Origin of the sequence: Polyangium sorediatum (genome assembly GCF_029946465.1) — a bacterium.
Taxonomy (GTDB): Bacteria; Myxococcota_A; Polyangia; order Polyangiales; family Polyangiaceae; genus Polyangium; species Polyangium fumosum.
Genome location: NZ_JARZHI010000001.1, coordinates 45,264 through 68,460 on the forward strand (window position 1 = coordinate 45,264; position 23,197 = coordinate 68,460).

Below are 23,197 nucleotides of genomic sequence, written 5' to 3' on the forward strand. Positions count from 1 at the left end.
CGTATGGCGGCGGTCCTCTCCCTCGGCTCGACCTGCAACAATGCGTGCGTCTTTTGCGCGCAAGGGGAGCGGTCTGCCTCGCACGAACGCGAGGCCGAGGGGATGGATCTCGCAGCGCGCCTGCGCGTCGAGCCGGGCGACGTCGTGTTCGTGCAGGGCGGCGAGCCGACGCTCACGGACGATTTGCCCGCGGTGATTCGCGCCCTCGACGAGCGCGGCGCGCGCCGCATCGTGGTGCAGACGAACGGCCGTCGCCTCGCGTATCGCGCCTTCGCGCGCGCCCTGCGCGAGGCTTCGAGCAAGCTCTCGCTCGACGTCTCGCTCCACGGCTCGACCGAGCCGATGCACGACTACCACACGCAGACGCCGGGCAGCTTCAAGCAGACCGCGCTCGGCGTGCGGCATGCGCGCGCCGAGGGGATCGAGGTCGGGACGACGACGGTGATCACGCGGTCGAACTACCGTCACCTCGCGGAGATCGTGCAGCTCTCGCGCGCGCTCGGGGCCCGCGCGGTGCACCTCGCGAGGGTGTCTCGTTTCGGCCGCGCGGCGCGCGCGGCGGATCGGATCGTCGCGCCGGAGGAGCTCGTGCGTCCGCAGCTCACGCGTGCGCTCGCGGAGGCGTCGCGGCTCGGGATGGGCTGGCTCGCGGGCGAGAGGGCGAGCCATGCGGAGGTGCGCGATCTCTTCGCGGGCCTCGGCGAGGTGGAGATTCCGCCGGCGGAGGGGCTGGGTTCGTCGAGGACTTCGCCCGGCGCCGAGGTCGTGGCCTCGGACAAGAACTTCGTGGACACGTCTCGGCTCGTCCGAGCGAAACCACCGAGCGTCAACCGAAGCATTGCTTGGGAGCGGTGAGTGACAATGGCGAGCAACGTCAAAGCCAGTGACGAGCAGCGGGGCAAGCAGGTGCGACGGGTCGCCATTGCGGCGCTTCTGACGGTGATCGGCGGAGCCGCCGCATCGTCGTGCGCCGAGGGCGGGAGCGTGACCTCGGGCGGCAATCCTACGAGCTCGAGCTCGAGCGGCTCTGGTGGAAGGGGCGGCGAGGGCGGCACGGGCGGCGACGGAGGCACGGGCGGCGTTGGCGGCACGGGCGGCGTCGGCGGCACGGGCGGCGTCGGTGGTGTCGGTGGCGCGGGCGGCGTGGGCGGCGCGGGCGGCGCGGGCGGCCAGATGTGCGTGCCGCAGACCGAGGTCTGCGACGGCGTCGACAACAACTGCGACAACGTCATCGACGAGGGCTGCGACTGCGTGACCGGCGTGAAGGAGGCCTGTTACACGGGCCCCGACGGCACGAAGGGCGTCGGCGCGTGCAAGGAAGGCGAGAGGACGTGTGACGCGTCCGGCAAGTGGGGGCCGTGCGCGGGGGAGGTCGTCCCGGCCGCGGCCGAGGCTTGCAACGGCTTCGACGACGACTGCGACACCCAGGTCGACGAAGGGTGTGACTGCGTCACGGGCGCGACGAAGGGCTGCTACACGGGCCCGCCGGGCACGCAGAACACCGGCCTTTGCAAGCCGGGCTCGCAGACGTGTGATGCGAACGGGCAGTGGGGCCCGTGCCTGGGTGACACCACGCCGGCTCCCGAGCTCTGCAACGGCCTCGACGATAGCTGCGACGGCACGATCGACGAGGGCAACCCGGGCGGCGGCGACGCGTGCGTCGCGCCGGGCCTCGGCGAGTGCAAGAAGGGCACGTTGAACTGCGTCAACGGCGCGGTGAAGTGCTCGCCTGCGCCCGTGCAGCCCGAGACTTGCGACGGCCTCGACAACAACTGCGACGGCAACACCGACGAGGGCAACCCCGGCGGCGGGATGCAGTGCATGACGGGCTTCCTGGGCCTGTGCAGCACGGGTTTGACCAAGTGCGACGGCGCGAACGGCGTGACGTGCATGCCGAACGTCGTCCCCGGCCAGCTCTCCGAGGCGTGCAACAACCTCGACGACGACTGCGACGGCATGGTCGACGACGCCATCCCGCAGGTCGGCATGGCGTGTACGAAGTCGGGTCAGCTCGGCATCTGCCAGTTCGGCACCTTCGAGTGCCCCGCGGGTGCATCGCAGCTCCTCTGCAACGCGCCCTTGCCGGGCACGATCCAGGAGACGTGCAACGGCAAGGATGACGACTGCAACGGCACGATCGACGATCCGGCCCTCGTGAATGGGTTGCCCTGCAACACGTCGTTCCCCGGCGTTTGCGCGACGGGCACCACGGTCTGCGTGGGCGGCAGCGCGTCGTGCAACCCGCAGGTCACGCCTGGGGCGCAGACTGAAATTTGCGACTCCAAGGACAACAACTGCAACGGGCAGACGGACGAGATGCAGCCGAACCCGGCGTGCACCACGCAGAACCCGAACGCGCAGTTCGTCTCGGGCTGGTCGTGCACCGCGGGCCAGTGCCAGATCGTGCAGTGCAACGCCGGCTACGCGAACATCGACGGCGCGCCGGGCAACGGCTGCGAGTGCGCGACGGATCAGTACGCGAACCAGTGCGTGAGCGCAGGTGCGGTCAGCGTGCCGAAGGGCGGCACGGTGAACATGATCGGCAAGGTCGAGACGTCGAATGCCAGCGACTGGCTCACGTTCAACTTCGTCGCGCCGGCGGCGCTGGGCCAGGCGTACACGCCGAAGGTTCAGCTCGTGAACGACTCCGGTGGCCAGTACGGGATGGACGTGCTCCACGACTGCAACACCGTCGCGACCTGCAACGACGGCGGCACGGGGTCGGGGGCCACCGTGTGGGAGCTGAATTTTGGGTACAACATGAACGGCAACCCCACGGGTCCTTGGTCCGACAACAACCCGAAGATCGTGTCTGTCAAGGTTCGCGTGTATCGCAAGAACGGCACGCCGCCGACCTGCGATCAGTATACCGTGACCGCCACGAACCCGTGAGGCGCGGCGGGACGCACCTTACGGTACGTCATGGGGAGCGAAGGGCGAATGAGCGACATGTCGTTTCACTTGGGAGAGGGCTCGGTTCGGATCGAGTTCGACGAGGGCCTGTACCCCAAGGATGCGATTTACGGAGCGGCGTACGTCTTCATCGATCGCTGCTGGGTGCACCTCGATCGTGCGGGAGATCGTCGCATCCAGGTGACGCTCAAGGCGAAGAAGCCTGGCGCTGACACGCAGATCTACGCGGGCGAGTTCCAGAACGAGCTGCTCGGCCAGGCGTGGCGCCTTCGGATCGTCGAGGAGAACAAGAAGCTCGTCGAGTCGATCACGGCGCGCGCGCTCGGCGGCGCTGCGGGCCCGCCCGGGCTCGACGAGCTGCTCGCGATGGACATCGGCGAGGAGACGGCCTTCGAGGATCCGCTCGGCATCGCGATGAGCTGGGAGGAGAAGTACAAGAAGAAGGGCAAGGGCGAGGGCGCGAAGGCCGAGGCGGAAGACGCGTCGGAAGGCGCGTCGGGGGGCGAGAAGGCGTCGTGATCGAGCTCAGGTTTCATGAGGAGCTCTACGACGGCTTCGCGATCGACGAGGCCGTCAAGACGTACGCGGCGTACGCGACGGCGGATCTCTCGCGGGACGGCGGCGCGTACATCGTGAAGGTGACGGCGAAGCCCGAGGCCACGAGCGAAGGCATCGACGAGCGCGTGCTCTCCGCGGAGCTCGCGAACTACGCGCTCGGCCTCACGATCGAACGCGCGCGGGCAGGGGGTGCGGCGTGACGGGCCTCTCGACGCTCTTCACCGAGCTCGGCTCTGCGGCGAAGGCCCCGACGGGCCTCGTGCCGTTCCGGTTCCGCGAGGTGGGCGGAGATATTTTGCTCACCAATTTTCTCGGCGACTGGCTCTTCGTCACGCAGGACGAGTTCCGCGCGCTCACGCGTGGCGAGCTCGATTCCGCTTCGCCGCTCCACGACAAACTCGCGTCGCGGAACTTCCTCCGCGAGGGGCTCGATCAGGCGAAGGCGGCCGAGCGCATCGCGTACAAGAAGCGGTTCCTCAACTGGGGGCCGAACCTGCACATCGCGGTCGTCACGCTCCGCTGCAACGAGACGTGCGTCTACTGCCACGCGAGCCGCGCGAACATGGACGCGGTCCACACCGACATGACGCCGGAGATCGGCGAGAAGGTCGTGGACCTGATGCTCCAGTCGACGTCGCCCTCGGTGACGCTGGAGTTCCAGGGCGGTGAGCCGCTCGCGAACTTCCCGGTGATGAAGCACGTCATCGAGTACGCGCTCGCGCGGAACCGCGCCTACGGCAAGGGGCTCGAGTTCACGATGGTCTCGAACCTGGCCATGATGGACGAGGAGAAGCTCGCCTTCCTCGTCGATCGCAAGGTTCAGATCTGCACGAGCATCGACGGCCCGGAGCACCTGCACACGAAGCAGCGCATCCTCGCGGGCGGCAACGCGCATCGCGAGGCCGTGAAGTGGATCGAGCGCATCAACAAGGCCTACATCGACATCGGCCTCGACCCGACGCTCTACCATGTCGAAGCGCTGCTCACGACGACACGCGAAGCGCTCAAGTACCCGAAGGAGATCGTCGACACGTACGTCGGACTCGGCTGCCGCGCGATCTTCCTCCGCCCCGTCGATCCCTTCGGCTTCGCGGGCAGGACCGCGCAGATCGTCGAGTACGACCGCGCCGCGTACAACGACTTCTACCGCACCGCGGTCGAGCACATCCTCGATCTGAACCGGCGCGGCGAGCAGGTCCTCGAGCGCTACGGCTCGATCTTCCTCACGAAGATCCTCGGCGACGACGACCCGAACTTCCTCGACATCCGCTCGCCGAGCGGCTCGGGGATCGGCGCTCTCGCCTATAACTACGACGGCAAGATCTTCTCCAGCGACGAGGGCCGGATGATGTACGAGACCGGCGATCCTGCGTTCCAGATCGGCGACGTGTTCACCTCGACGTATCGCTCGCTCATGAAACACGAGACGGTGCGCGCGCTGGTGATGGCGTCGATCCGCGACGTGCAGCCCGACTGCGTGAACTGCACGTACACGCCCTACTGCGGGGTGCAGCCCGAGCATAGCTACCGGACGCAGGGCACGATCTTCGGTAGGATGCGCGAGAGCACCTTGTGCGCCGTCCACAAGGGCATCCAAGATTTTCTTTTCGACAAACTGCGCGAGAACGACCCGAAGACGGTCGAGATCCTCCAGCGCTGGACCACGGTCCGGGCGCGAACGCATTTCATCCACGCGTCGTCGGCATCTTGAGGGCAAACGATCGACGCGGGCGCAACGGGACTTGGGATCAGGGAGGCCACGATGGCGAACAACGGAACAGGTGGGCTGCCGAGCTTCTCCCGCAAGCCGGGTGGCATGCTCTCCAAGACGGAGAGCGAGGTCGGCGCGAAGGCGAGCGAAGAGGCGGATCGCGCCGGCGTGATCGGCGACGACGCGGGTGGCGTGATCCCGGCGCAGCATTGCTCGCACGGCAGCCACGGCTCGCACGGCAGCCACGGCTCGCACGGCAGCCACGGCTCGCACGGCAGCCACGGCTCGCACGGCAGCCACGGCTCGCACGGCAGCCACGGCTCGCACGGCAGCCACGGCAGCTGGTAGACCGTCTCCCGGCGCGCCCACAGCCCTAGCTACCCCTCGCCTGGCGGGCGAAACGGCCCTGTTCGTCCGCTCTAACCCCCCGATCTCACGCGGTTCCAGCCTGCTCGGATCGGCCTCTTGCGGAGGCTCTGGATCCAAAGGGACGGAGGCGCATTTGATCAGCTTGCGGAACGGACGCGCGTCCGTATACTTCCGCTCCCTTGTTTCCCGGCGGAGTACGTCGGTGAAGCAAATGTCGAGGGCGTCGAGGGCACGAACATGTACGCGGTCATCAAGACGGGCGGCAAGCAGTACAGGGTCAGCGAAGGCCAGGTGCTGCGCGTCGAGAAGCTGAGCGGCAACGCTGGCGACAAGGTTACGTTCAACGAAGTCCTGCTCGTCGGCGGCGAGGCCACCAAGATCGGCCAGCCGCTCGTTGCGGGTGCAAAGGTCGAGGCGCAGATCAATGCGCAGGATCGCGGCAAGAAGGTCGTGATCTTCAAGTTCCGGCGTCGGAAGAACTACCGCCGCAAGACGGGGCACCGGCAGCCGTACACCGAGCTCAAGATCACCGGCATCAGCGCCTAGGAGAAACCGGCATGGCTCATAAAAAAGGTGGCGGCTCGTCCCGCAACGGGCGCGATTCGAGCGCACAAAAGCGCGGCGTGAAGGTGTACGCGGGGACCGAGGTCTCGGCGGGTAGCATCCTCGTGCGGCAGGTGGGTTCGTCGATCCACGCCGGCAAGAACGTCGGCACGGGCAAGGACTTCACGCTCTTCGCCCTCGTGGAGGGCGTCGTGAAGTACGAGTGGAAGTCGAACACGAAGAAGCAGGTCTCGGTCTATCCGGCCTGATTCTGCGTCGTTCGTGATCGAGACGAATCGGGCGATGCGGCGGGGGAAACCCGTCGATCGCCCGTCGTCCATTTGAGGTCCAACCCATCACGCGCGCTCTGCGTCGAGGACGATCCGCGGCGATGACGTACAAGCTCCTGGCCCTCGATCTCGACGGCACCCTGCTCCGGCACGACGGTTCGCTCCACGAGCGCGATCGCTGGGCGATCGAGCGCCTGCAGAGCGGCGGCGTGGCCGTGACGATCTGCACGGGCCGGCTCTACTCGGGCTCGCGCGAGGCCGCCGTGGCGGCGCGGATCCAGGGGCCGATCGCCTGCGTGGACGGGAGCCACATCGTCGACGCGCGTGACGATCGCGAGCACTACCACGCTTCGCTCACGGGCGATCATGCCGCGCAGCTTCGACGCGTGCTCGAGCGGCATCGGACCGCGAGCTTCGTGTTCGCGCACGACAGCATCGTGCACGACGCTGCAGGCGCGCCGTGGAGCAGCTACGTGCGCACGTGGTCGCCGCGGGTGACGGTCGTCGAGCGCGTCACGTCGCACCCGTACTGGGAACACGAGCGAGGGCTGCTCGCGGTCGTGGCGATCGGCTCGAAGGACAGCGTGCACGCGGCCGCGGAGGAGCTCGAAGGCGAGCTCGGTGGAGCGGCGTTCGTCGTGCGGTTCGCGGTGACGCGCGCGGCCGACACACACGCGATGGTGGTGCGCGCGGCCGGGCCCACGAAGGGCACGGCGATCGCGTGGCTCGCGGACTACCACGGCTGCGCGGTGAACGAGGTCGTCGTGGTGGGCGATTGGCTCAACGACGTGCCGATGTTCCAGGTCGCGGGGCGATCGTTCGCGATGGGCAGCGCGCCGTCGTTCGTGAAAGAACACGCGACCGAAGAGCTCGCCGCGTGGAGCGCGGAGGACGCGGGCGTCGCCGAGGCGATCGAGCGGGCCTGGGGGACGTTAGGATGAGCTCTTCGACGAGGGCGCGCTGGAGGTAGGCGCGCGCGGCGTGCCCACGTGCGAAGGGGGCGCGAAGCCGAGGTAGAAGAGCCGTTCGACCTCGCCGATGAGATCGCGCATGCCGATGGGCTTGGCGAGGAACCCTTCGGCGCCGGCTTGCGCGGCCTCGGCGCGCGCGCCGCGTTTGCCCGAGATCACGAGGAAGCGGCAGTCGTAGCCGCGCGAGCGTGCGGCCTCGATGAAGTCGGTGCCGTTCATCTCGGGCATGCGCTGGTCGACCACGACGACGTCGACGCGGTCGAGCCGCTCGAGCGCCGCCCCGGGGGACATCGTCTCGCGCACCTCACACCCCTCGGCTTCCAGGCACATCCCCAGGAGCCTCAAGATGTCGGGGTCGTCATCGACCACGAGCACGACGGGGGGACGCGGTCGCCACGTGCGCATGATCCGGAGATTACCCGGGTTTCTGCGTGCTTCCAAATGTGAAAGACGGCCGGCACGAAAATGCCGGGAGGACGGATCACGCTCCGTCCGCGGCCGTCGATGCGAGGGTGTGGGGGGGTTTGCCCAGGGGCTCGACGCGTGATGCGGAGCCCCCGGGTGCGGGTGAGTGCCGCGCTCTTACTTGCGCTGCTGCTGAGCAGCGGCGAGCTGCTGCTGCTGCTGCTGGAGGAACTGCGCGACGACGCGCGAGCGCTCGATGGCGAACTGCTTGACTTCCTTGTTGGGCGAACCCGCGAGGGCGTTGAGCAGCTTCGTGACCTTTTCGATCTGGCGCGACTGGAAGAGGGCCTCGAAGTAGTTGTTCGCGATGCGAACGTCGCGGCTCATCTTCGCCTCGTGCGGCTGCAGGAGCCGGATGACGGCTTCGAGGTCGCCCTTCTGGCCGTAGAGCGCCGAGAGGCAGAGGAGCGCGAGCGGATCGTCGGGCGCGATCTCCACGCCCTTCTTGGCGTAGGTGACGGCGCGATCACGGGTCGCATCGTCGTTCGCGAAGAAGCCCTGGAGCGCGATGTACGGCGCGGCGCTCTTCTTGTCGGTGGCCATCTTCTCGATCTCGGCGATGGCCGTGTCCTCGTCGCCGTGCTGCTTGAGGTACTGGTAGAGGTAGGCCCACGCGTCGATGCAGCCGATGCTGATGCCGATCGCCTTGTCGACGAACTCGCGCTCCTTGTCGGCTTCCTTCTTGAGCTGGAAGACCTTGGCGAGGTGCAGCGAGGGGTAGGGGTTGTCCTTGAGGAGGTTTTGCGCACCCTTCAGCGTGCCCTCGGCCTTGTCGAGCTTCTCCTGCTGGAGCTGCGCGATGCCGAGCGCGAGCCAGTCGTCGCCCGTGCCGCCCTTCGCAACGACCTTCGAGAGCACCTGCTCGGCGCGCTGCAGGCGATTGTACTTGAGGAGCTCCTGGGCGTAGATGCGCGCGCGGTTGAGGTCGTCGGGCTGCTCCTGCCAGTGCTTCTCCAGGCCAGCGAGCAGGTCTTCGAGGCCGATCGCGATCGGGCGGCCCTGGTCGTCCTGCACCTGCACCGCGGGGCCGTTGAAGCCGAGCAGCTTCCACATCTGCTCGGGCGTCACGAGCGACGGGCCCTTGTCGAGCATGGCCTTGGTGTCGTCGTCGACCTTCGAGAGGGGAATCACGATGAGAGCGTTGCCAGGCACTCCGTTGGGGAATGCGCTGACGGGCGCCATGATGGCCGCGCCGCCCGTGATCTGAAGTCCCGCCGCCACTCCACCTTGCTGTCCGTTCTGCGCCATGGTCGCTCCACCCGGGAAACGCGAGGCGCGCCTTGCGCCCGCGGTCGCCGCTCGACGGCGCTTTTGTACGCGTCGAACGGGAAAGAAATGTCGTTGGTTACGAGGGGCGGGCAGGCTAGCAGGATGCCCCCATCAGAGCAACGGCCCCCGCGGATCCGAAGCTTTTCGCTCACGTCGATACCAACAAGTCAGCCGCGGCGGAGTCGATGCGCGAGGCCGGTCTGACGCTCCTCGCGCCGCGTCTCCGAGAGCGCGAGGTTGAGCGCTCGCCCGTCCGTGACGAGCACGACGAGCCGCTTTCCGCGCGTGACGGCCGTGTAGAGCAGGTTCCGCGAGAGCATCACGAAATGCTGCGAGAGCAGCGTGATCACGACGGCCGGATACTCGCTGCCCTGGCTCTTGTGGATGCTCGTCGCGTACGCGAGCACGAGCTCGTCGAGGTCGCTCTCTTCGTAGGCGACGTCCCGGCCGTCGAACGTGACCGTGAGTGTCCCGGCCTCGGCGTCGATCGCGCGGACGAGGCCGACGTCGCCGTTGTAGATCTCGCGGTCGTAGTCGTTCTTGAGCTGCATGACCTTGTCGCCGAGGCGGAAGACCTTGCCGCCACGCGTGACCGAGGGGCCGTCGGGGTTGAGCGACCGCTGGAGCGTCTCGTTCAGCGCGATCGTGCCGACGGGGCCCTTGTTCATCGGCGAAAGGACCTGCACGTCGCGGACCGGATGCAGGCCGAAGCCGCGCGGGATGCGCTCGGTGACGAGCTCGTGGATCGTGGCGGCGGCCTCCTCGGGATCCTTTCGCTGGAAGACAAAGAATTCGCCGCGCTTGTCGGTCGCGCCCTCGGGTTTTTCGCCGTCGTGGATGCGGTGCGCGTTCTGCACGATGAGGCTGCCCTCGGCCTGGCGGAAGATCTGCGAGAGGCGCACCGTGGGGATGGCGCCCGAGGCGATGACGTCGCGCAGGACCGCGCCCGGGCCGACGGACGGGAGCTGATCGACGTCGCCGACGAGCACGAGGCGCGCCTCATCGGAGGTGGCCTGCGTGAGCGCGTCGCAGAGCGGCAGATCGATCATCGAGGCCTCGTCCACGATGAGCACGTCGGCCTCGAGCGCGCGGCCCTTCTTGCGGAGGAACCCGCGCTCCTTCGGGTCGAACTCGAGCATGCGGTGGAGCGTGACGGCCTCGCGCCCGGTTGCCTCGCTCATGCGCTTGGCGGCGCGGCCCGTGGGCGCGGCAAGGCGCACGGTGTGGCCTGCGAGATCGAAGAGCGCGAGGATCGCACGGACGATCGTGGTTTTTCCGACGCCGGGTCCGCCCGTGATGACGAGGAGCTTGCTCCGCGCGGCTTGCTCGATCGCGTCGCGTTGCGCGGGCGCGAGGGCGACACGCGTGCGGGCCTCGAAGCTCTCGATCGCGGCCTGGGCGACGACCTCCGGAGGTTCGCCGCGGCGCCCCGCGAGGGGACGGCCAGGCGCGCGGAGGAGCGCGAGCAGGCGTTCGGCGAGGCGCGCCTCCGCTTCGTAGAGCGTTGATTCGTAGACGGCGACCTCGCCCGAGGGGAGGGTCTCGACCCGCGCGCGGCCCGACAACGCGAGCGCGTCGATGGCGCGATTCACGCCTTCCTCTTCGCGTTCGAGCATCAGCGCGGCGGCCGCGACGAGCGCGTTTCGTTCGGCGTACACGTGCCCCTTGCCCGCGAGGTCGCTCAGCATTTGCAGCACGCCGGCCTGCGCGCGCTCGGGCGCGTCCGGCGAAACGCCGACGGCGCGCGCGATCTGATCGGCGGTCTTGAAACCGACGCCCCAGACCTCGAGCGCGAGCCGGTAGGGCGCGCGCTTCACGATGTCGATCGCGGAGGCGCCGAAGCGCTTGTAGATGCGCGTCGCCAGCGCGGCCGAGGCGCCGTGCTGCTGGAGGAAGATCATGATGTCGCGGATGACGCGCTGCGACGCCCAGGCCTTGGCCACGGCCTCGGCGCGTCGTGATCCGAGCCCCGGCACCTCAGCGAGGCGCTCGGGCTCCTCGTCGAGCACGCGCAGCGCGTCTACGCCGAGCGTCTCGACGATCCGCTTGGCGAACACGGGACCGACGCCGGCGACCATGCCCGAGCCGAGGTATTTTTCGAGGCCCTGCAAGGTCGAGGGAGCGATCTCCAGCAGGGTTTCGACGCGGAGCTGGTCGCCGTGGCGGCCGTCGCGTTCGTAGCGGCCGGTCGCTCGGACGCGCGTGCCGGGGGCGACGGGCTGGAAGCGGCCGACCCAGGGCAGAGGGGCCTCGTGGCCGTCGATCGCGACCTTCACGACCCGGAAGCCCGTCTGGTCGTTCTCGTAGGTGACACGCACGACCTCGCCTTCGAGGGTGAGGGTGCCGTCCTTCGCGGGCGCTGCCTTTTGCGCCGTGAAAAGCGTGTGTTGCGCGGGACCCTGGGGCCCGGATCGCGGGCGTGACGCGGCCCCGGCCGGGCCTTTTCGACCCGTCCCCCCGGCAAGCAGAGGCGTGCGTCCGCGGCGGTTCATGGGCGCGGGGCGAGGCTAGCGCGGTTTTCCCGCGGCGAGGGGCTTTGCTCGGCGGGTTTGTTGGGTAAGACTCGCCGCCCGATGAGCCTCGAGCACCGCCTCCACGACCGCTGCGCGTGCGGATCTGCGCTTTCGTCCTACGCCCACTCGTCCGCCTCCGCTGCCTCCGGGCGCCCGTTCACGCTGGCAGGCGTGCAGCGCGTCTACGAGCGGCCTCGGCCGTTTCAGGTCACGCACATCGCGCTCGACCTTCGCCTCGACGTGCCGAAGAAGTCGGTCGCGGGCGAAGCGACGCTCGACGTGTCGCGTATCGACGCGCGCGCGAAGGAGCTTTTGCTCGACGCCGTGGGCTTCGACCTCGAAGCGGTCGAGCTCCGCGTGGGCGACGACGGCAAGTTCGCCGCGGCAGCACACGTGTACGACGGGCAGACGCTGCGCGTGTCGATCCCCGAGGGGGCCGCGCGCGCGGCGGTGCGGGTGTGCTACGCGGCGACGCCGCGGCGTGGGCTCTACTTCCTCGCGCCGGACGAGCACGTGCGGGACCGACCCGCGCAGGTCTGGTCGCAGTGCCAGGACGAGGACGCGCGGCACTTCTTCCCGTGCATCGACAAGCCGCACAACAAGCAGTCGACGTCGCTGCGCGTGACGGTGCCCGAGGGCTGGTTCGCGCTGTCGAACGGCGCGCGCGAGAGCGACGAGGACGAGGAGCAGGGCGGCGTCTACCGCTACCGCATGGACGACCCGCACCCGAGCTACCTGTTCACGCTCGTCGCGGGCGAGTTCGAGCGGATCGACGACGAGGCGGACGGCGTTCGCTTGCATTACTTTGTGCCCAAAGGAAAAACCGACGAGGGCAAGCGGACGTTCCGGCGGACGCCGGACATGGTGCGCCGCTTCGGCAGGCTCACGGGCGTCGCGTATCCCTGGAAGACGTACTCGCAGATCGTGGTGAGCGACTTCATCTTCGGCGGGATGGAGAACACGACGGCGACGACGATGTACGAGCACATCTTGCTCGACGAGCGCGCCTCGATCGACGTGACGGCCGACGACCTCATCGCGCACGAGCTCGCGCATCACTGGTTCGGTGACCTCGTGACGTGCCGCGACTGGTCGCACGCGTGGCTGAACGAGGGGTTCGCCACGTACATGGAGCACGTCGATCGCGAGGGTTACCTCGGCCGCGACGAGTACGAGCACGGCGTGCGCGGCGACGTGGCCGCGTACCTCGGCGAGGCGGGTGGGCGCTACCGCCGGCCGATCGTGTGCCAGGACTACGACGCGCCGATCGACATCTTCGATCGTCACCTCTACGAGAAGGGCGCGTGCGTCCTGCACATGCTGCGGCTCGAGCTCGGCGACGAGGCGTTCTGGCGCGGCATCAAGATCTACCTGGAGCGGCACGCGCGCGGGATCGTAGAGACGCGCGACCTCCTGCGGGCGCTCGAAGAAGCGAGCGGCAGGAGCCTGGAGCGCTTCTTCGAGCAGTGGGTGTTCCGCGCAGGGCACCCGGAGCTCGAGGTGAAGATCGATCACGACGGCGAGGCGCTGACCGTGTCGGTCAAGCAGGCGCAAGCCGCGAAAGAGGGCCGGGAGAAGGACAAGGAGGACGCCGGGACGCACGTCTTCGCGCTCGATCTGGAGCTCGACATCTCCATCGACGGCGAGGTGCGGCGCGAGGTGCGGCGCGTGGAGTCGGCGACCGCGACGTTCACGATCCACGTGCCGAAGCGGCCCGCGTTCATCGTGGTGGATCCGGAGCTCAGGATCGTGGGCGATGTGCGAGTCGAGTGCCCGGGTGACATGCTGCGCGCGCAGCTCGTCGGGGCGCCGACGGCGCGCGGCCGGCTGCTCGCGGCGAGCCTGATGGGCAAGCTCGACGATCCGGCGACGACGCGCGCGCTCGGCGCCTCCCTCGGGAAGGAGGACGAGTTCTGGGGCGTGCGAGCGGAGGCGGCCTCGGCGCTCGGCGACGTGCGCAGCGACGACGCGCTCACGCATCTTCTCGCCCACGCGCGGACGGGGCACGCGAAGGTGCGGCGCGCGGTGGCGGCGGCGCTCGGCAAGTTCCGCAAGACGCAAGCCGCCGACGCGCTGAAGAGCCTCGCGCTGCGGGACGCGAGTTACCTCGTGGAGGCGGAGGCCGCGCGCGCGCTCGGCGGGACCCGGCAGAGCGCGGCGTTCGACACGTTGATCGAGGTGCTCGATCGTCCCTCGTGGGCCGACGTGGTCCGCGCGGGCGCGCTCGACGGGCTCGCGGCCCTGCGTGACGAGCGCGCGCAGGCGCACGTGCTCACGCGCACGCGCTACGGGATCCCCACGCGTGGCCGGCGCGCCGCGATCATGGCGCTGCCGAAGCTCTCGACGGACCGCAAGGTGCGCGAGGCGCTGGAGGACCTGCTCGATCAGTCGGATCCGTACCTCAAGGTGGACGTGGTGCGCGCGCTGCTCGACATCGGCGACACGAAGTCGCGCGGGCCGCTCTCGCGGCAGCTCGAACGCGAGCTCGACGGGCGCGTGCGTCGCCGGATCCGCGAGGCCTTGCGGGACCTCGGCGGCGCGGGCAAGCGCGAAGCCGAGCGGCTGCGCGAGGATCTGGAGGCGCTGCGGAGCGAGCACGCCGAGCTGAAGGCGCGCCTCGGCAAGCTCGAAGCGCGGATCGCGCCGAAGGAAGCCGCGAGCAAGTCGAACGGCGTCCACCCGGGCCGCGACGCGGACAAACACGAGGCCGAGAAGGACGCGGGCGAGAAGGGCAAGAAGAGGAAAAAGGATGAACGAGCTTCGCGGTAAAACGGCGCTCGTCACCGGCGCCTCGGCTGGGATCGGCCGGGAGCTCGCGCGCGTGCTCGGTCGTGAGGTGGGAGCGCTCGTGCTCGTGGCGCGCCGTCGCGAGAGGCTCGACGATCTTGCGCGCGAGCTCGTGGCCGCGCGGCCGGGTCTCCGGGTGCTGGTGCGCGCGGTCGATCTGCTCGACCGGAAGGCGCTCGGCGCGATGCTCGACGACCTCGGGCAGGCGGGCGAGGTCATCGACGTGCTCGTGAACAACGCGGGCTTCGGCGACTACGGCCTGCTCGAGAACCGCGACTGGGAGAAGATCGAGCGGATGCTCGAGCTCAACGTCGTAAGCACGACGATGCTGCTCGCGCGGCTCGTGCCGCCGATGGTGGCGCGGGGGTCGGGCGCGATCCTGAACGTCGGTTCGATCGCGGGGATCCTGCCCTCGCCCGCGATGAGCACGTACGCGGCGAGCAAGGCGTACGTGAACCACCTGAGCGAAGGCCTGCGCGCGGAGCTCGCAGGGACGGGCGTGTCAGTGACGGTGGTTTGTCCGGGCCCGGTGCCTACGGAGTTCCAGGAGGTCGCGGGGAGCGACGCGCGGCCGGAGCTTCCGAAGGCGGTGTACGTGGATGCGGTCACGTGCGCGGAGGAGGCGGTCGCAGGGCTCAAGCGTGGTCAGGCGCGCGTGATCCCGGGCGTCGTGCCGCGGGCGATGGCGATGACGGTGGACGCGCTGCCGAAGGCGCTCGTGCGACCGTTCCTGTCGAAGATGGGGAAGAAGGCGCGCGGGGGCCGGTAGCCGCGTCGATCAGGGCAGGAAGCGCCCGAGGAACGCGTCGCCGTCCTTGCCGTCGAACGAGCCCACGAGCGCTTTGTTGATCAAGAACGGCGCGTGGTTCTGGCCACCGACGATCAGATCCCCCGCAGGCAGGAGCGCGAGCGCGAACACCGTGTTGGCGGCGTCGTTGTCTTTGGCCCCGCCGCTGAGAAGGACGCTCGACGCGACGTGGGCGCCGTCGCTGCTGAGCTTCGCGAAGAACAAATCGCCTGCATCTGCGGCCATGAGGGGGCCGCCGCCGAAGTCCATGCCGCCCTGGAACGTGCCTGCGAGCGCGAGCTGATCGGCGGTGCCCACGGCGAGGCTGGCCTGCGTCACGAACGCCGTAGCGTCGCCGATGGCTTTGGCCCAGACGACGCTGTCTCCGGTGCCCGCGATGCGCGTCACGTAGAGCGCGCGCGAGGCGACAGCGTCCGTCTTGATCGTCTGCCCGAAGAAGTTGAGCGCGCCCTCGAACGCGCCCGTGAGCAAGACGTCGCCGTTCGACGCGATCGCCACGTCGAACGCCTGCTGCGTGGCCGCGTCGCCCCAGGCGTTCGCCCAGATCGGGGCGAACGTCGGCGAGAGCTGCGCGGCGAAGACGTCGAGCCCGCCCTTGCTCGTGAGGGTGTTGCCGGCGATGAGCTCGAGCGTGGAGCTGAAGACGCCGGTGATGACCACCTCATCGTTGGTGTTGACGGCGATCGCGCGGAATTCGTCGGCGCCTTGACCGCCGATGCGCCGCGAGGCCGCATGGAAGCCGGTCTCGTCGAACTTGGCGAGGAAGATGTCGTTGCTGCCGGCCGACGCGAGCTGCGCTCCTCCGAGCGCGATGTTGCCCGCGAAGTTGCCCGCGACGATCACCTGGTTCGCCTTGGTCATCGCGATCGCGCGCACCTCTTGCAAGGCCGTGTCGCCGAAGAGCTTGCTCCACACCGGGCCGCCGTCGGCGTCGAACTTCGCGAGGAACGCGTCGCCCGATCCCGCGCTCGTCAGGACGCCGCTGCCGAAGTTCACCGCGCCGAGCACACGTCCGCCGACGTAGATCGCGCCGTCCTTGTCGATGGCGACGGCGTTCGCTTGTTGCAGGGCCGCGTCGCCGAAGCGCTTGGCCCAGACGACCTCGCCTTTCGGCGTGAGCTTCGCGAGGAGGATGTCGAGGCTGCCCGTGCTCGCGAGAGGGCCGTCGCCGAGATCGATCGTCCCGCCAAACGCGCCCGCGATCACGATGTTGCCGTCGGGGGCGATCGCGATATCCGTGATCATCTGCGCGGAGGCCTGCTCGCCGTACGTTCGCAGCCAGCCGATCCCGAGCGCCGGGCATTCGAGCGGATCGACGCCGTTGCACGCTTCGTCCTCGGGCGTCAGGCAGTCTTCGGGCTGCGGCAAGATCGCGCCGCCGCATTCGCCGAAGCCCGCGCCATTCGGCAGGCACACCTCGATGCCCGGCTTGCACGTGCCCACGTCCTCGGTGCCGGGCGGGCCGCTGTAACAAGAGCGCTGTTCGTCGGGCGTGCAGACCATGCCGCCGCCGCTGCCGCCCGCGCCGCCCGCACCACCTGTGCCGCTCGTGCCCGTCGGTTCGAATTCACGCTCCTCCGGCGAGCACGCCGCGAGCGCCATCACGCCGAGACACGCGACGATGGCGAGCCTCCGCGAAAGAGCCGAGTTTTGCCGGAGCTTGCGATTCATTGCTTCGAACATGAAAGGATTTCCTTCAGGGCAAGAGGCGCGCGAGGAACAGGAGCGGTTGCTGGGCGTCGCCCGACGTGAGCGGACCTCCGCCGAAATCGATCGGCCCGTAGCTCAGGCCTCCGAGGATCGGATCTCCGGTCGGCATCACGCCGAGCGCGAGCACGCCGGCCGGCACGTCGGTCGTGTAGGTGCGCGAGCTCCGGTGCGTTCCGTCGAACGCGAGCTGCGCGATGAAGGGGCTCACCGCCGCTTTCGTCATCAGCGGTCCGCCGCCGAAATCAATCTGCTCGCTGAACCAGCCCGCCGTCGCGATGCGCCCATTCGCGACGCCGAGCCACATGCCCCAGTCGGAGCCGGATGCCGGTCCGCCGAGGATCTTGCTCCACGCGAGCGCGCCGTCTGCCGCGAGCTTCACGAGGTACGCGTTCGTCGCCATGGGCGCGGCTTCGATCTTCGAGCCGTCGTCGAAGCTGATGACACCCGCCATGCGCCCCGAGAGGACGACCTCGTCGTCCGGCGTGACCGCGATGCCGAGCGCTTCCTGATCGGCAGGGTCGCCCCACTGCTTGGCCCAGACGGGGCTGCCGTTTCCCTGAAGCTTGAGCGTGAACACGTCGTCGCTGCCGGCGCTCGTGAACATGCCGGCGACGCCGAAATCGACCGCGCCGTCGAAGTGGCCCGTGACGAGGATGTTGTCCTTCGTGTCGAGCGTGAGCGCGATGATCTCTTCGAAGCCCGCGCCGCCGTACCGGCGTGACATCGAGTGGAAACCCGAGCCGTCGAGCCTGGCGACGAACAGGTCCGTGTCCATCCCCGCCGTGAGCGCCGAGCCGCCGAGGTTGATCGTGCCCTGGAACTCACCGCCGAGGACGACCTGCCCCGCCTGGGTGAGCGCGATGCTCTTCGCGCGTTGCAGGTTTGCGTCGCCGAAGAGCTTCGCCCACACGACGTCGCCGTTCGTGTCGAACTTCGCGACGAGCGCGTCGGAGCTGCCCGCGCTCGTGAGCGCCCCCTCTCCGAGGTCGATCGCGCCGGAGACCGTGGCCGCGAGGTAGATCATCCCCGAGGCGTCGATCACCACGCCGCCGGTCGTTTGCGACGACGCGTCGCCGAAGCGCTTGCTCCACTGGTGCTTGCCATCGGCGCTGAACTTCGCGAGCAGGATGTCGGTGCTGCCCGTGCTCGCGAGCGGACCACCGCCGAGATCGAGCGTGCCGCGAAGCTCGCCCGCGATCACGATGTCGAGCGTCTTCGGGTCGACGGCGATGCTGCGAATGTAGATGTCGTCGAGGATGGGGAAGCCCTTGCTCCACACGTGGTCGAGCGGCGGGCAATCGGCCGGCTCGTCGCCGTTGCACGCCTCGTCCTCGGGCGTGAGGCAGTTCTCGGCTTGGGGCAGGACGTCCCCGGAGCACTCGCCGAAGCCCGTGCCGTTCGGCAGACAGATCTGGACGCCCTTCTTGCAGGCGCCGATGTCCTCGGTGCCGGGCGGCCCGGTGTAGCAGGACCTCTCTTCGTCCGGCGCGCAGCCCATGCTGCCCCCCGCGCCGCCCGATCCACTCGCGCTCGTCGTGTCGCCGAAGTCGCGCGCCTCCGGCGTGCACGCTGCCGCCCCGAGGGCGATCATCGACGCGGCGCCGAGCACGGCGCCGAGGTGCCGACGAGACCAAGCCAAGCCCCTGTGGATCCTGCGCATCATCGATCCGAGCATGCCATGGAATGCAGCCTCTCGGATCAGCCGCGTGGGGCCGGTCTTCAGGGCGAGAGGCGCGCCAGAAAGCCACTCGCGTCGAGCGTGCTCGTGGTCGTGAACGCGCCGCCGCCGAAGTCGATCGAGCCCGCGTACACGCCGCCGACCACGAGATCACCCTGCGGGCCGAGGTCGAGGGCGAGCGCACCGTCGGCGCCCGCACCGCCGAACACGCGCGAGCCGAGGTGCACGCCGTTCATCGTGAACCGCGCGAGGAACACGTCGACGCTGCCCGCCGCGGAGAGAGGCACGCCGCCGAAGTCGACTTCGTCATCGAAAAAGCCCGCGGCGACGATGCTCTCGGTGTTCGGATCCACGCGAACGGAGACGCCCCACGAACCGGAGAACTCGCCGCCGAACATCTGGCTCCAGAAGGCGCTGCCGCTCGACGAGTACCGCGCGAGGAAGAGGCCGCGGTCGCCCTTCGCGTGGGTGACGGGGCCGTCGAGGTACAACGTGCCGGACGCGTCACCGGCGACGATCACGTCTCCGTTCGGCGCCGCCGCGATCGCAAGTCCGCGCTGGCTGCCGGCGTCGCCCGCGCGATGCGCCCAGAGGCCGGTGCCGTTCGCGGAGAGCTTGGCGAAGAAGATGTCGTGGCCGCCGATGCTCGTGAGCGGGTCGCCCGTGACGGGGCCGAAGTCGATCGTCGTGTCGAACGTGCCCGTCACGAGGAGCGAGCCCGTGGGATCGACCGCGAGCCCGCCGAGGTCGTCGAAGCTACTGCCACCGAAGCGACGCGAGAAGACGTGCGCGCCCGCGGTGTCGAGCTCGGCCACGTAGACGTCGTTCAATCCCGCGGAGACGAGGAGCGTGCCGCCAAAGTTGATCGTGCCGGCGAAGGTGCCGCCGAGGACGATCCGCCCGGACGGTGTGATCACGATGCGCGCGACGCGCTGGGCTTTCGCGTCGCCGAAGCGCTTGGCCCAGGCGAGGTTTCCTTCCGCGTCGAGCTTCGCGATGAATGCGTCGTCATCGCCCGCGCTCGTCAGGAGCTGACCGTCGCCGAAGTCCGCGGAGCCTTGGATCGCGCCGCCGACGTAGATCGATCCGGCGGCATCGATCGCGACCGCGGTGGCTTCCTGGTTCGCGGCGTCGCCGACGCGCTTGCTCCACCGGTGTTCGCCGAGCGGGCTGAAGCGCGCGACGAAGAGGTCGTTTTCCCCGGAGCTCACGAGGGGTCCTCCGCCGAGGTCGACGACGCCGCGGAACGAGCCGACGGCCACGACGTCGCCCGTCGCTGGATCGGTCGCGACGCCCTGGATCGATTGCACATCGGTCTCGCCGAAGCTCTTGCTCCACACGTGCTCGAACGCCGGCGTCGGGTCTGGTCCGCCACCTTCGCCGCCCGCGCCTCCCGCGCCGGCCATGCCGCCCGATCCGCCTGCGCCGCCCGCGCCGCCCGTGCCGCTCGTCACGCTGGGCCCAGCGTCGGGCGTGCACGCCGCCGCACACGCCAGCCACAGGCCGAGGAGCCCGATCCGCGCGCCGTTTCGCTTTTCAAGCCGCCCCGCACCCGTTTGCCTTTTCATGTCGTAACGCACGAGCATGGCACAACGACGAGCCTCTTTGCGCGCGCCGCCGCCTTCGCTACGCACGGGCGCATGTCCGATCAATCCTCCCCCGTGAAAGTCGAGCGTCGCGGCGCCGTCGGCGTGCTCGTGATCGACCGCGCCGATCGTCGCAACGCGCTCTCGCGCGAAACCCTTTATGCCCTCGGGCGCCTCGGCAAGGAGCTCGTCGCCGACCCCCAGGTGCGCGCCATCGTGCTCACCGGCGCGGGCGACAAGGCCTTTTGCGCGGGCGCCGATCTGAAGGAGCGCCAGGGCATGAGCTCCGACGACGTGCGCAAGCAGGTCGGCCTCTACCGCAGCGAGCTCGGGGTGCTCGACCGCAGCGAGAAGCCCGTGATCGCGGCGATCAACGGCGTCGCCTTCGGCGGCGGGCTCGAGCTCGCGCTCATCTGCGACCTGCGCGTCGCGGCGCCGCACGCCGAGCTCGCGTTGCCCGAGACCACACTCGGCATCATTCCAGGCGCAGGAGGCACGCAGCGGCTCCCGCGGGTCGTGGGCGAGGCGCGCGCCAAGGAGATGATCCTGCTCGGCCGGAAGCTCGGCGCGGCCGAGGCGCTCGCGTGGGGGCTCGTGAACCGCGTCTCGCCCGAGGGCACGAACGTCCTCGACGACACGCTCGCCTGGATCGAGCCCATCGCGTCCGGCGCGCCGATCGCGCAGAGCGCCGCGCTCCGGGCGATCGACACGTCCTACGAGGTGCCGCTCGATCTCGGCCTCGAGCTCGAACGCGTCTACTACGACGAGACGCTGCGCAGCGAGGATCGGCTCGAAGCGCTGCGCGCGTTCGCCGAGAAGCGCAAGCCCGCCTTCCGCGGCGTGTAGGGCCTACACGCCATCCGTTGGATCTCGAAGGATCTGGATCTTGCTCTCCAGCCGCTTCGAGACCCACACCTTGTTGTGCTCGTCCACGACGACCGCGCCGCAGTCGTCGAGCTCCTCGCAGATCGACAGGCCCTTGTCCGGGCCGAGGATGAAGATCGCGTCGTCGATCCCGTCGGCGGTGAAGGCGTCCTTGGCCCACACGGTCACGCTGCGGCTCTTCCGGGCAGGGTAACCCGTGCGCGGATCGATGATGTGATGCCAGCGCTTGCCGTCCTTCACGAAGGCGCGCTCGTAGTCGCCGGCCGTCGAGAAGGAGTGGTCGGTCACGTCGATCATCGCGAAGTAGTCGTTCGGCCCCTGCCCGCGTGGATCCCGCACGCCGACGCGGTAGGGCGAGCCGTCGGGCTTCTTGCCGCGCACGTACAGATCGCCGCCGGCCTGCACGTAGAACGACGCGAGCCCCTCGGCGGCGAGCACCTTCGCGGCGGCGTCGACGGCGTAGCCCTTGGCGATGCCGCCGAGGCTCACGCGCATGCCGGGCTTGCTCAGCATCACGCTGCGCGCGTCGTGGTCGAGCTTGATCTTGCGGTAATCGATGAGCGCCCGTGCCGCGTCGATGTCGGCCTTCGAGGGCACCTCCTCGACCTTGTTCTCGTCGAAGCGCCAGAGATCGCGCATCGCCTCGAACGAGATATCGAACACGCCCTCCGAGCGATCCGCGACCGAGATGCTCTTCTTGATCACCTCGAACGTCTCGGGCCCGACGGCGACGGCCTGCTTGCCCGCGGCCTGGTTGATGCGCGAGATCTCGCTGTCGTCGCGCCAGGTCGTCATGAGCCGTTCGAGCCTGCGGATCTCGGCGAGCGCCTTGTCGAGCTTCGGCCGGATCGCCGCTTCGTCGAGCTCGCGCGTGGTGAACGTCGTGATCACGACGTGCGTGCCCATCGCCTTGTCGTCGAGCGTGATCTTCTTCGGATCGAAGGGCGGCGGGCGCGGCGTCGTGGCCTCTGCGCGTGGCTCGGGCGTGGGCTCGGGCGGCGAGGACGTGTTGCACGCCGCGAGGGCGAGCGCGCCGAGGAGGAACATTTGGCTCGTTCGCATCACGGCTCCCGCGTGATCCGCACGTAGACGTGCGACGGCGGGGCGATGCCCGTCTCCACGCGCACCTTGGGCATCCCCGGCGCGAGCGCCGCGACGAGCGCGAGCTCTTCCTCGTAGAACATGCGTCGGATCGAGGTCACGGCGTCGTAGTAGAACGTGTACGTCCGACCGTACAGGGCTCCGACGAGCGCCACGAGCCCGAGCGTCGTGAAGCTCCGCTCCCCGTCGATGAAACACGCGCCGACGCGGGCGCGCCGCGCCGCCTCGCTCATCATCCGCGCGATCATCCCCGGCGGGAAATGGTGGATCGCCTGGGTGCAGGTGATCACGTCCACGCCTCGCTCCGAGAGGCCTCCGAGCGCGAGCGCGTCCTCGACCGAGAACCGCACCGAGAGCCCCCGCTCGGCTGCCTGCGCGCGCCCGAGCGCGAGGTACTCCTCCCGCAGATCACTCGCCTCGATCGCGGCCCGATCCCCGAACCGCTCGGCGAGGTGCAACGCGAGCCCGCCGTGCCCCGCCGCGACGTCGTGCACGATCGGCCGCTTCCCCTCACCGCTCGCGGCCTCCACGAGCGGATCGATCGCCGCCATCACCGTCTCGTAGATCCCCGTGCAGTGGTTGAACCGATCGAGCACGTCGAGCGCGTGTGTCCGCTCGTCTTCCGGGAGGCTCGGATCATCCATGAGCTCCGGCCTGTCGCGGTAGAGACGCGCGTCCACCGCGTGGAGCAGCTCCGTGAGCGGGGCGCGACCGCCTTCGTCGAGATCGCTCGGCCGCTCGGCGCGCATCGTCGTGACGGCCTCGGCGACGAGGGCGTCGAAGCGCTCGATCGCCGCGGCCTCGCCGCGGAGCACGGCGCCTTCGAGCGGGGCGATCGCGGGCCCGAATCGATCGATCATGCGGCGCATCGCCCTGCCGCGGTGCGGCGCGAGCGCGGCGCGGAGCGGTCCACGCACATCGTGACGGCTCATCCTGCGCATCACCGCTTCGAGGGCTGGATCGAACCTTCGGCGCAGGACCTCGGAGAGCATCGAGGCTCGGGGCATGGCGCGAGCTTAACGCATCCCGACGCGGCGTCG

The 23,197-nt window shown here is 69.2% G+C and carries 20 protein-coding genes; 12 read left to right on the forward strand and 8 right to left on the reverse strand.

Annotation, left to right across the window (positions count from 1 at the left end):
• Positions 1 to 3 precede the first annotated feature (3 nt).
• The 9 genes from QHF89_RS00180 to QHF89_RS00220 all read left to right on the forward strand — a co-directional run bounded on the left by QHF89_RS00180 (position 4) and on the right by QHF89_RS00220 (position 7,325).
• Entirely contained in the window at positions 4 to 855 is an 852-nt protein-coding gene (locus QHF89_RS00180; protein ID WP_136965090.1) for a radical SAM protein, read from the forward strand.
• A 6-nt stretch (positions 856 to 861) separates the two neighbouring features.
• Positions 862 to 2,892, forward strand: coding sequence for a MopE-related protein (locus tag QHF89_RS00185; protein WP_136965091.1), 2,031 nt, complete (start codon positions 862 to 864; stop codon positions 2,890 to 2,892).
• A 57-nt stretch (positions 2,893 to 2,949) separates the two neighbouring features.
• The gene (hxsD, locus tag QHF89_RS00190) at positions 2,950 to 3,432 is read left to right on the forward strand and encodes a His-Xaa-Ser system protein HxsD (protein WP_170229606.1); all 483 of its coding nucleotides are present in this window, start codon (positions 2,950 to 2,952) and stop codon (positions 3,430 to 3,432) included.
• Positions 3,429 to 3,671 carry an HxsD-like protein gene (locus QHF89_RS00195; protein WP_136965092.1) on the forward strand — a complete coding sequence of 81 codons (243 nt, stop codon included), beginning with the start codon at positions 3,429 to 3,431 and terminating at the stop codon, positions 3,669 to 3,671. Before hxsD ends, QHF89_RS00195 begins: the two co-directional genes overlap by 4 nt.
• Entirely contained in the window at positions 3,668 to 5,182 is a 1,515-nt protein-coding gene (gene hxsB, locus QHF89_RS00200) for a His-Xaa-Ser system radical SAM maturase HxsB (protein WP_136933505.1), read from the forward strand. Before QHF89_RS00195 ends, hxsB begins: the two co-directional genes overlap by 4 nt.
• A 51-nt stretch (positions 5,183 to 5,233) precedes the next feature.
• Positions 5,234 to 5,530 carry a His-Xaa-Ser repeat protein HxsA4 gene (gene hxsA4, locus QHF89_RS00205; protein ID WP_136933506.1) on the forward strand — a complete coding sequence of 99 codons (297 nt, stop codon included), beginning with the start codon at positions 5,234 to 5,236 and terminating at the stop codon, positions 5,528 to 5,530.
• Between the two features lie 258 nt (positions 5,531 to 5,788).
• Positions 5,789 to 6,097: a 50S ribosomal protein L21 gene (gene rplU / locus QHF89_RS00210; protein ID WP_136933507.1), complete on the forward strand. Its 309-nt coding sequence runs from the start codon at positions 5,789 to 5,791 to the stop codon at positions 6,095 to 6,097.
• Positions 6,098 to 6,108: 11 nt separating this feature from the next.
• Positions 6,109 to 6,363 carry a 50S ribosomal protein L27 gene (rpmA, locus tag QHF89_RS00215; protein ID WP_136933508.1) on the forward strand — a complete coding sequence of 85 codons (255 nt, stop codon included), beginning with the start codon at positions 6,109 to 6,111 and terminating at the stop codon, positions 6,361 to 6,363.
• 122 nt (positions 6,364 to 6,485) lie between these two features.
• Entirely contained in the window at positions 6,486 to 7,325 is an 840-nt protein-coding gene (locus tag QHF89_RS00220; RefSeq protein WP_136965093.1) for an HAD-IIB family hydrolase, read from the forward strand.
• Here the strand turns inward: QHF89_RS00220 and QHF89_RS00225 are convergent.
• The 3 genes from QHF89_RS00225 to recD2 form a co-directional block, all read right to left on the reverse strand.
• Positions 7,317 to 7,760 (reverse strand): response regulator, encoded by a 444-nt coding sequence (locus QHF89_RS00225; RefSeq protein WP_136933510.1) that lies wholly within the window; start codon positions 7,758 to 7,760, stop codon positions 7,317 to 7,319. The two genes, QHF89_RS00220 and QHF89_RS00225, sit on opposite strands and share 9 nt — an antisense overlap.
• A gap of 177 nt (positions 7,761 to 7,937) precedes the next feature.
• Positions 7,938 to 9,068 (reverse strand): tetratricopeptide repeat protein, encoded by a 1,131-nt coding sequence (locus QHF89_RS00230; protein WP_136933511.1) that lies wholly within the window; start codon positions 9,066 to 9,068, stop codon positions 7,938 to 7,940.
• A gap of 188 nt (positions 9,069 to 9,256) precedes the next feature.
• On the reverse strand, positions 9,257 to 11,581 hold the full coding sequence (gene recD2, locus QHF89_RS00235) for an SF1B family DNA helicase RecD2 (RefSeq protein WP_136965094.1): 2,325 nt from the start codon (positions 11,579 to 11,581) through the stop codon (positions 9,257 to 9,259).
• A gap of 81 nt (positions 11,582 to 11,662) precedes the next feature.
• On the opposite strand from recD2, the gene QHF89_RS00240 reads away from it, so the two are divergent.
• Together QHF89_RS00240 and QHF89_RS00245 are read left to right on the forward strand one after the other, a co-directional pair.
• Complete coding sequence (locus QHF89_RS00240; protein ID WP_136965095.1) at positions 11,663 to 14,371, forward strand: M1 family aminopeptidase; 2,709 nt, start codon at positions 11,663 to 11,665, stop codon at positions 14,369 to 14,371.
• Positions 14,352 to 15,158: an SDR family NAD(P)-dependent oxidoreductase gene (locus tag QHF89_RS00245; RefSeq protein ID WP_136965096.1), complete on the forward strand. Its 807-nt coding sequence runs from the start codon at positions 14,352 to 14,354 to the stop codon at positions 15,156 to 15,158. The genes QHF89_RS00240 and QHF89_RS00245 overlap by 20 nt, the downstream gene beginning before the upstream one ends.
• Positions 15,159 to 15,167: 9 nt before the next feature.
• Here QHF89_RS00245 and QHF89_RS00250 read toward each other — a convergent pair whose 3' ends face one another.
• From QHF89_RS00250 to QHF89_RS00260, 3 genes are all read right to left on the reverse strand, one after another.
• Entirely contained in the window at positions 15,168 to 16,880 is a 1,713-nt protein-coding gene (locus QHF89_RS00250; RefSeq protein ID WP_136965097.1) for a hypothetical protein, read from the reverse strand.
• A gap of 13 nt (positions 16,881 to 16,893) precedes the next feature.
• The gene (locus QHF89_RS00255; RefSeq protein ID WP_136965098.1) at positions 16,894 to 18,546 is read right to left on the reverse strand and encodes a hypothetical protein; all 1,653 of its coding nucleotides are present in this window, start codon (positions 18,544 to 18,546) and stop codon (positions 16,894 to 16,896) included.
• 80 nt (positions 18,547 to 18,626) lie between these two features.
• A complete protein-coding gene (locus tag QHF89_RS00260) occupies positions 18,627 to 20,219 on the reverse strand; it encodes a WD40 repeat domain-containing protein (RefSeq protein WP_136965099.1) in 1,593 nt (530 codons plus the stop codon).
• 6 nt (positions 20,220 to 20,225) lie between these two features.
• Between QHF89_RS00260 and QHF89_RS00265 the strand changes: the two genes are divergently transcribed.
• Complete coding sequence (locus QHF89_RS00265) at positions 20,226 to 21,017, forward strand: enoyl-CoA hydratase-related protein (protein WP_136933518.1); 792 nt, start codon at positions 20,226 to 20,228, stop codon at positions 21,015 to 21,017.
• Positions 21,018 to 21,020: 3 nt separating this feature from the next.
• On the opposite strand, the gene QHF89_RS00270 is transcribed toward QHF89_RS00265, so the two are convergent.
• Both QHF89_RS00270 and QHF89_RS00275 read right to left on the reverse strand, forming a co-directional pair.
• Complete coding sequence (locus QHF89_RS00270; RefSeq protein WP_136965100.1) at positions 21,021 to 22,118, reverse strand: FAD:protein FMN transferase; 1,098 nt, start codon at positions 22,116 to 22,118, stop codon at positions 21,021 to 21,023.
• Entirely contained in the window at positions 22,118 to 23,164 is a 1,047-nt protein-coding gene (locus QHF89_RS00275) for a methyltransferase domain-containing protein (RefSeq protein ID WP_136965101.1), read from the reverse strand. The genes QHF89_RS00270 and QHF89_RS00275 overlap by 1 nt, the downstream gene beginning before the upstream one ends.
• Between the last annotated feature and the right edge of the window lie 33 nt (positions 23,165 to 23,197).

What these genes read in the sequence shown, in the direction of transcription:
- QHF89_RS00180 (WP_136965090.1), top strand. Translation starts at nt 4, where the DNA reads ATGGCGGCGGTCCTCTCCCTCGGCTCGACCTGCAACAATGCGTGCGTC.
- QHF89_RS00185 (WP_136965091.1), top strand. Translation starts at nt 862, where the DNA reads ATGGCGAGCAACGTCAAAGCCAGTGACGAGCAGCGGGGCAAGCAGGTG.
- hxsD (WP_170229606.1), top strand. Translation starts at nt 2,950, where the DNA reads ATGTCGTTTCACTTGGGAGAGGGCTCGGTTCGGATCGAGTTCGACGAG.
- hxsA4 (WP_136933506.1), top strand. Translation starts at nt 5,234, where the DNA reads ATGGCGAACAACGGAACAGGTGGGCTGCCGAGCTTCTCCCGCAAGCCG.
- rplU (WP_136933507.1), top strand. Translation starts at nt 5,789, where the DNA reads ATGTACGCGGTCATCAAGACGGGCGGCAAGCAGTACAGGGTCAGCGAA.
- rpmA (WP_136933508.1), top strand. Translation starts at nt 6,109, where the DNA reads ATGGCTCATAAAAAAGGTGGCGGCTCGTCCCGCAACGGGCGCGATTCG.
- QHF89_RS00220 (WP_136965093.1), top strand. Translation starts at nt 6,486, where the DNA reads ATGACGTACAAGCTCCTGGCCCTCGATCTCGACGGCACCCTGCTCCGG.
- QHF89_RS00225 (WP_136933510.1), bottom strand. Translation starts at nt 7,760, where the DNA reads ATGCGCACGTGGCGACCGCGTCCCCCCGTCGTGCTCGTGGTCGATGAC.
- QHF89_RS00230 (WP_136933511.1), bottom strand. Translation starts at nt 9,068, where the DNA reads ATGGCGCAGAACGGACAGCAAGGTGGAGTGGCGGCGGGACTTCAGATC.
- recD2 (WP_136965094.1), bottom strand. Translation starts at nt 11,581, where the DNA reads ATGAACCGCCGCGGACGCACGCCTCTGCTTGCCGGGGGGACGGGTCGA.
- QHF89_RS00240 (WP_136965095.1), top strand. Translation starts at nt 11,663, where the DNA reads ATGAGCCTCGAGCACCGCCTCCACGACCGCTGCGCGTGCGGATCTGCG.
- QHF89_RS00245 (WP_136965096.1), top strand. Translation starts at nt 14,352, where the DNA reads ATGAACGAGCTTCGCGGTAAAACGGCGCTCGTCACCGGCGCCTCGGCT.
- QHF89_RS00250 (WP_136965097.1), bottom strand. Translation starts at nt 16,880, where the DNA reads ATGTTCGAAGCAATGAATCGCAAGCTCCGGCAAAACTCGGCTCTTTCG.
- QHF89_RS00265 (WP_136933518.1), top strand. Translation starts at nt 20,226, where the DNA reads ATGTCCGATCAATCCTCCCCCGTGAAAGTCGAGCGTCGCGGCGCCGTC.
- QHF89_RS00270 (WP_136965100.1), bottom strand. Translation starts at nt 22,118, where the DNA reads ATGCGAACGAGCCAAATGTTCCTCCTCGGCGCGCTCGCCCTCGCGGCG.
- QHF89_RS00275 (WP_136965101.1), bottom strand. Translation starts at nt 23,164, where the DNA reads ATGCCCCGAGCCTCGATGCTCTCCGAGGTCCTGCGCCGAAGGTTCGAT.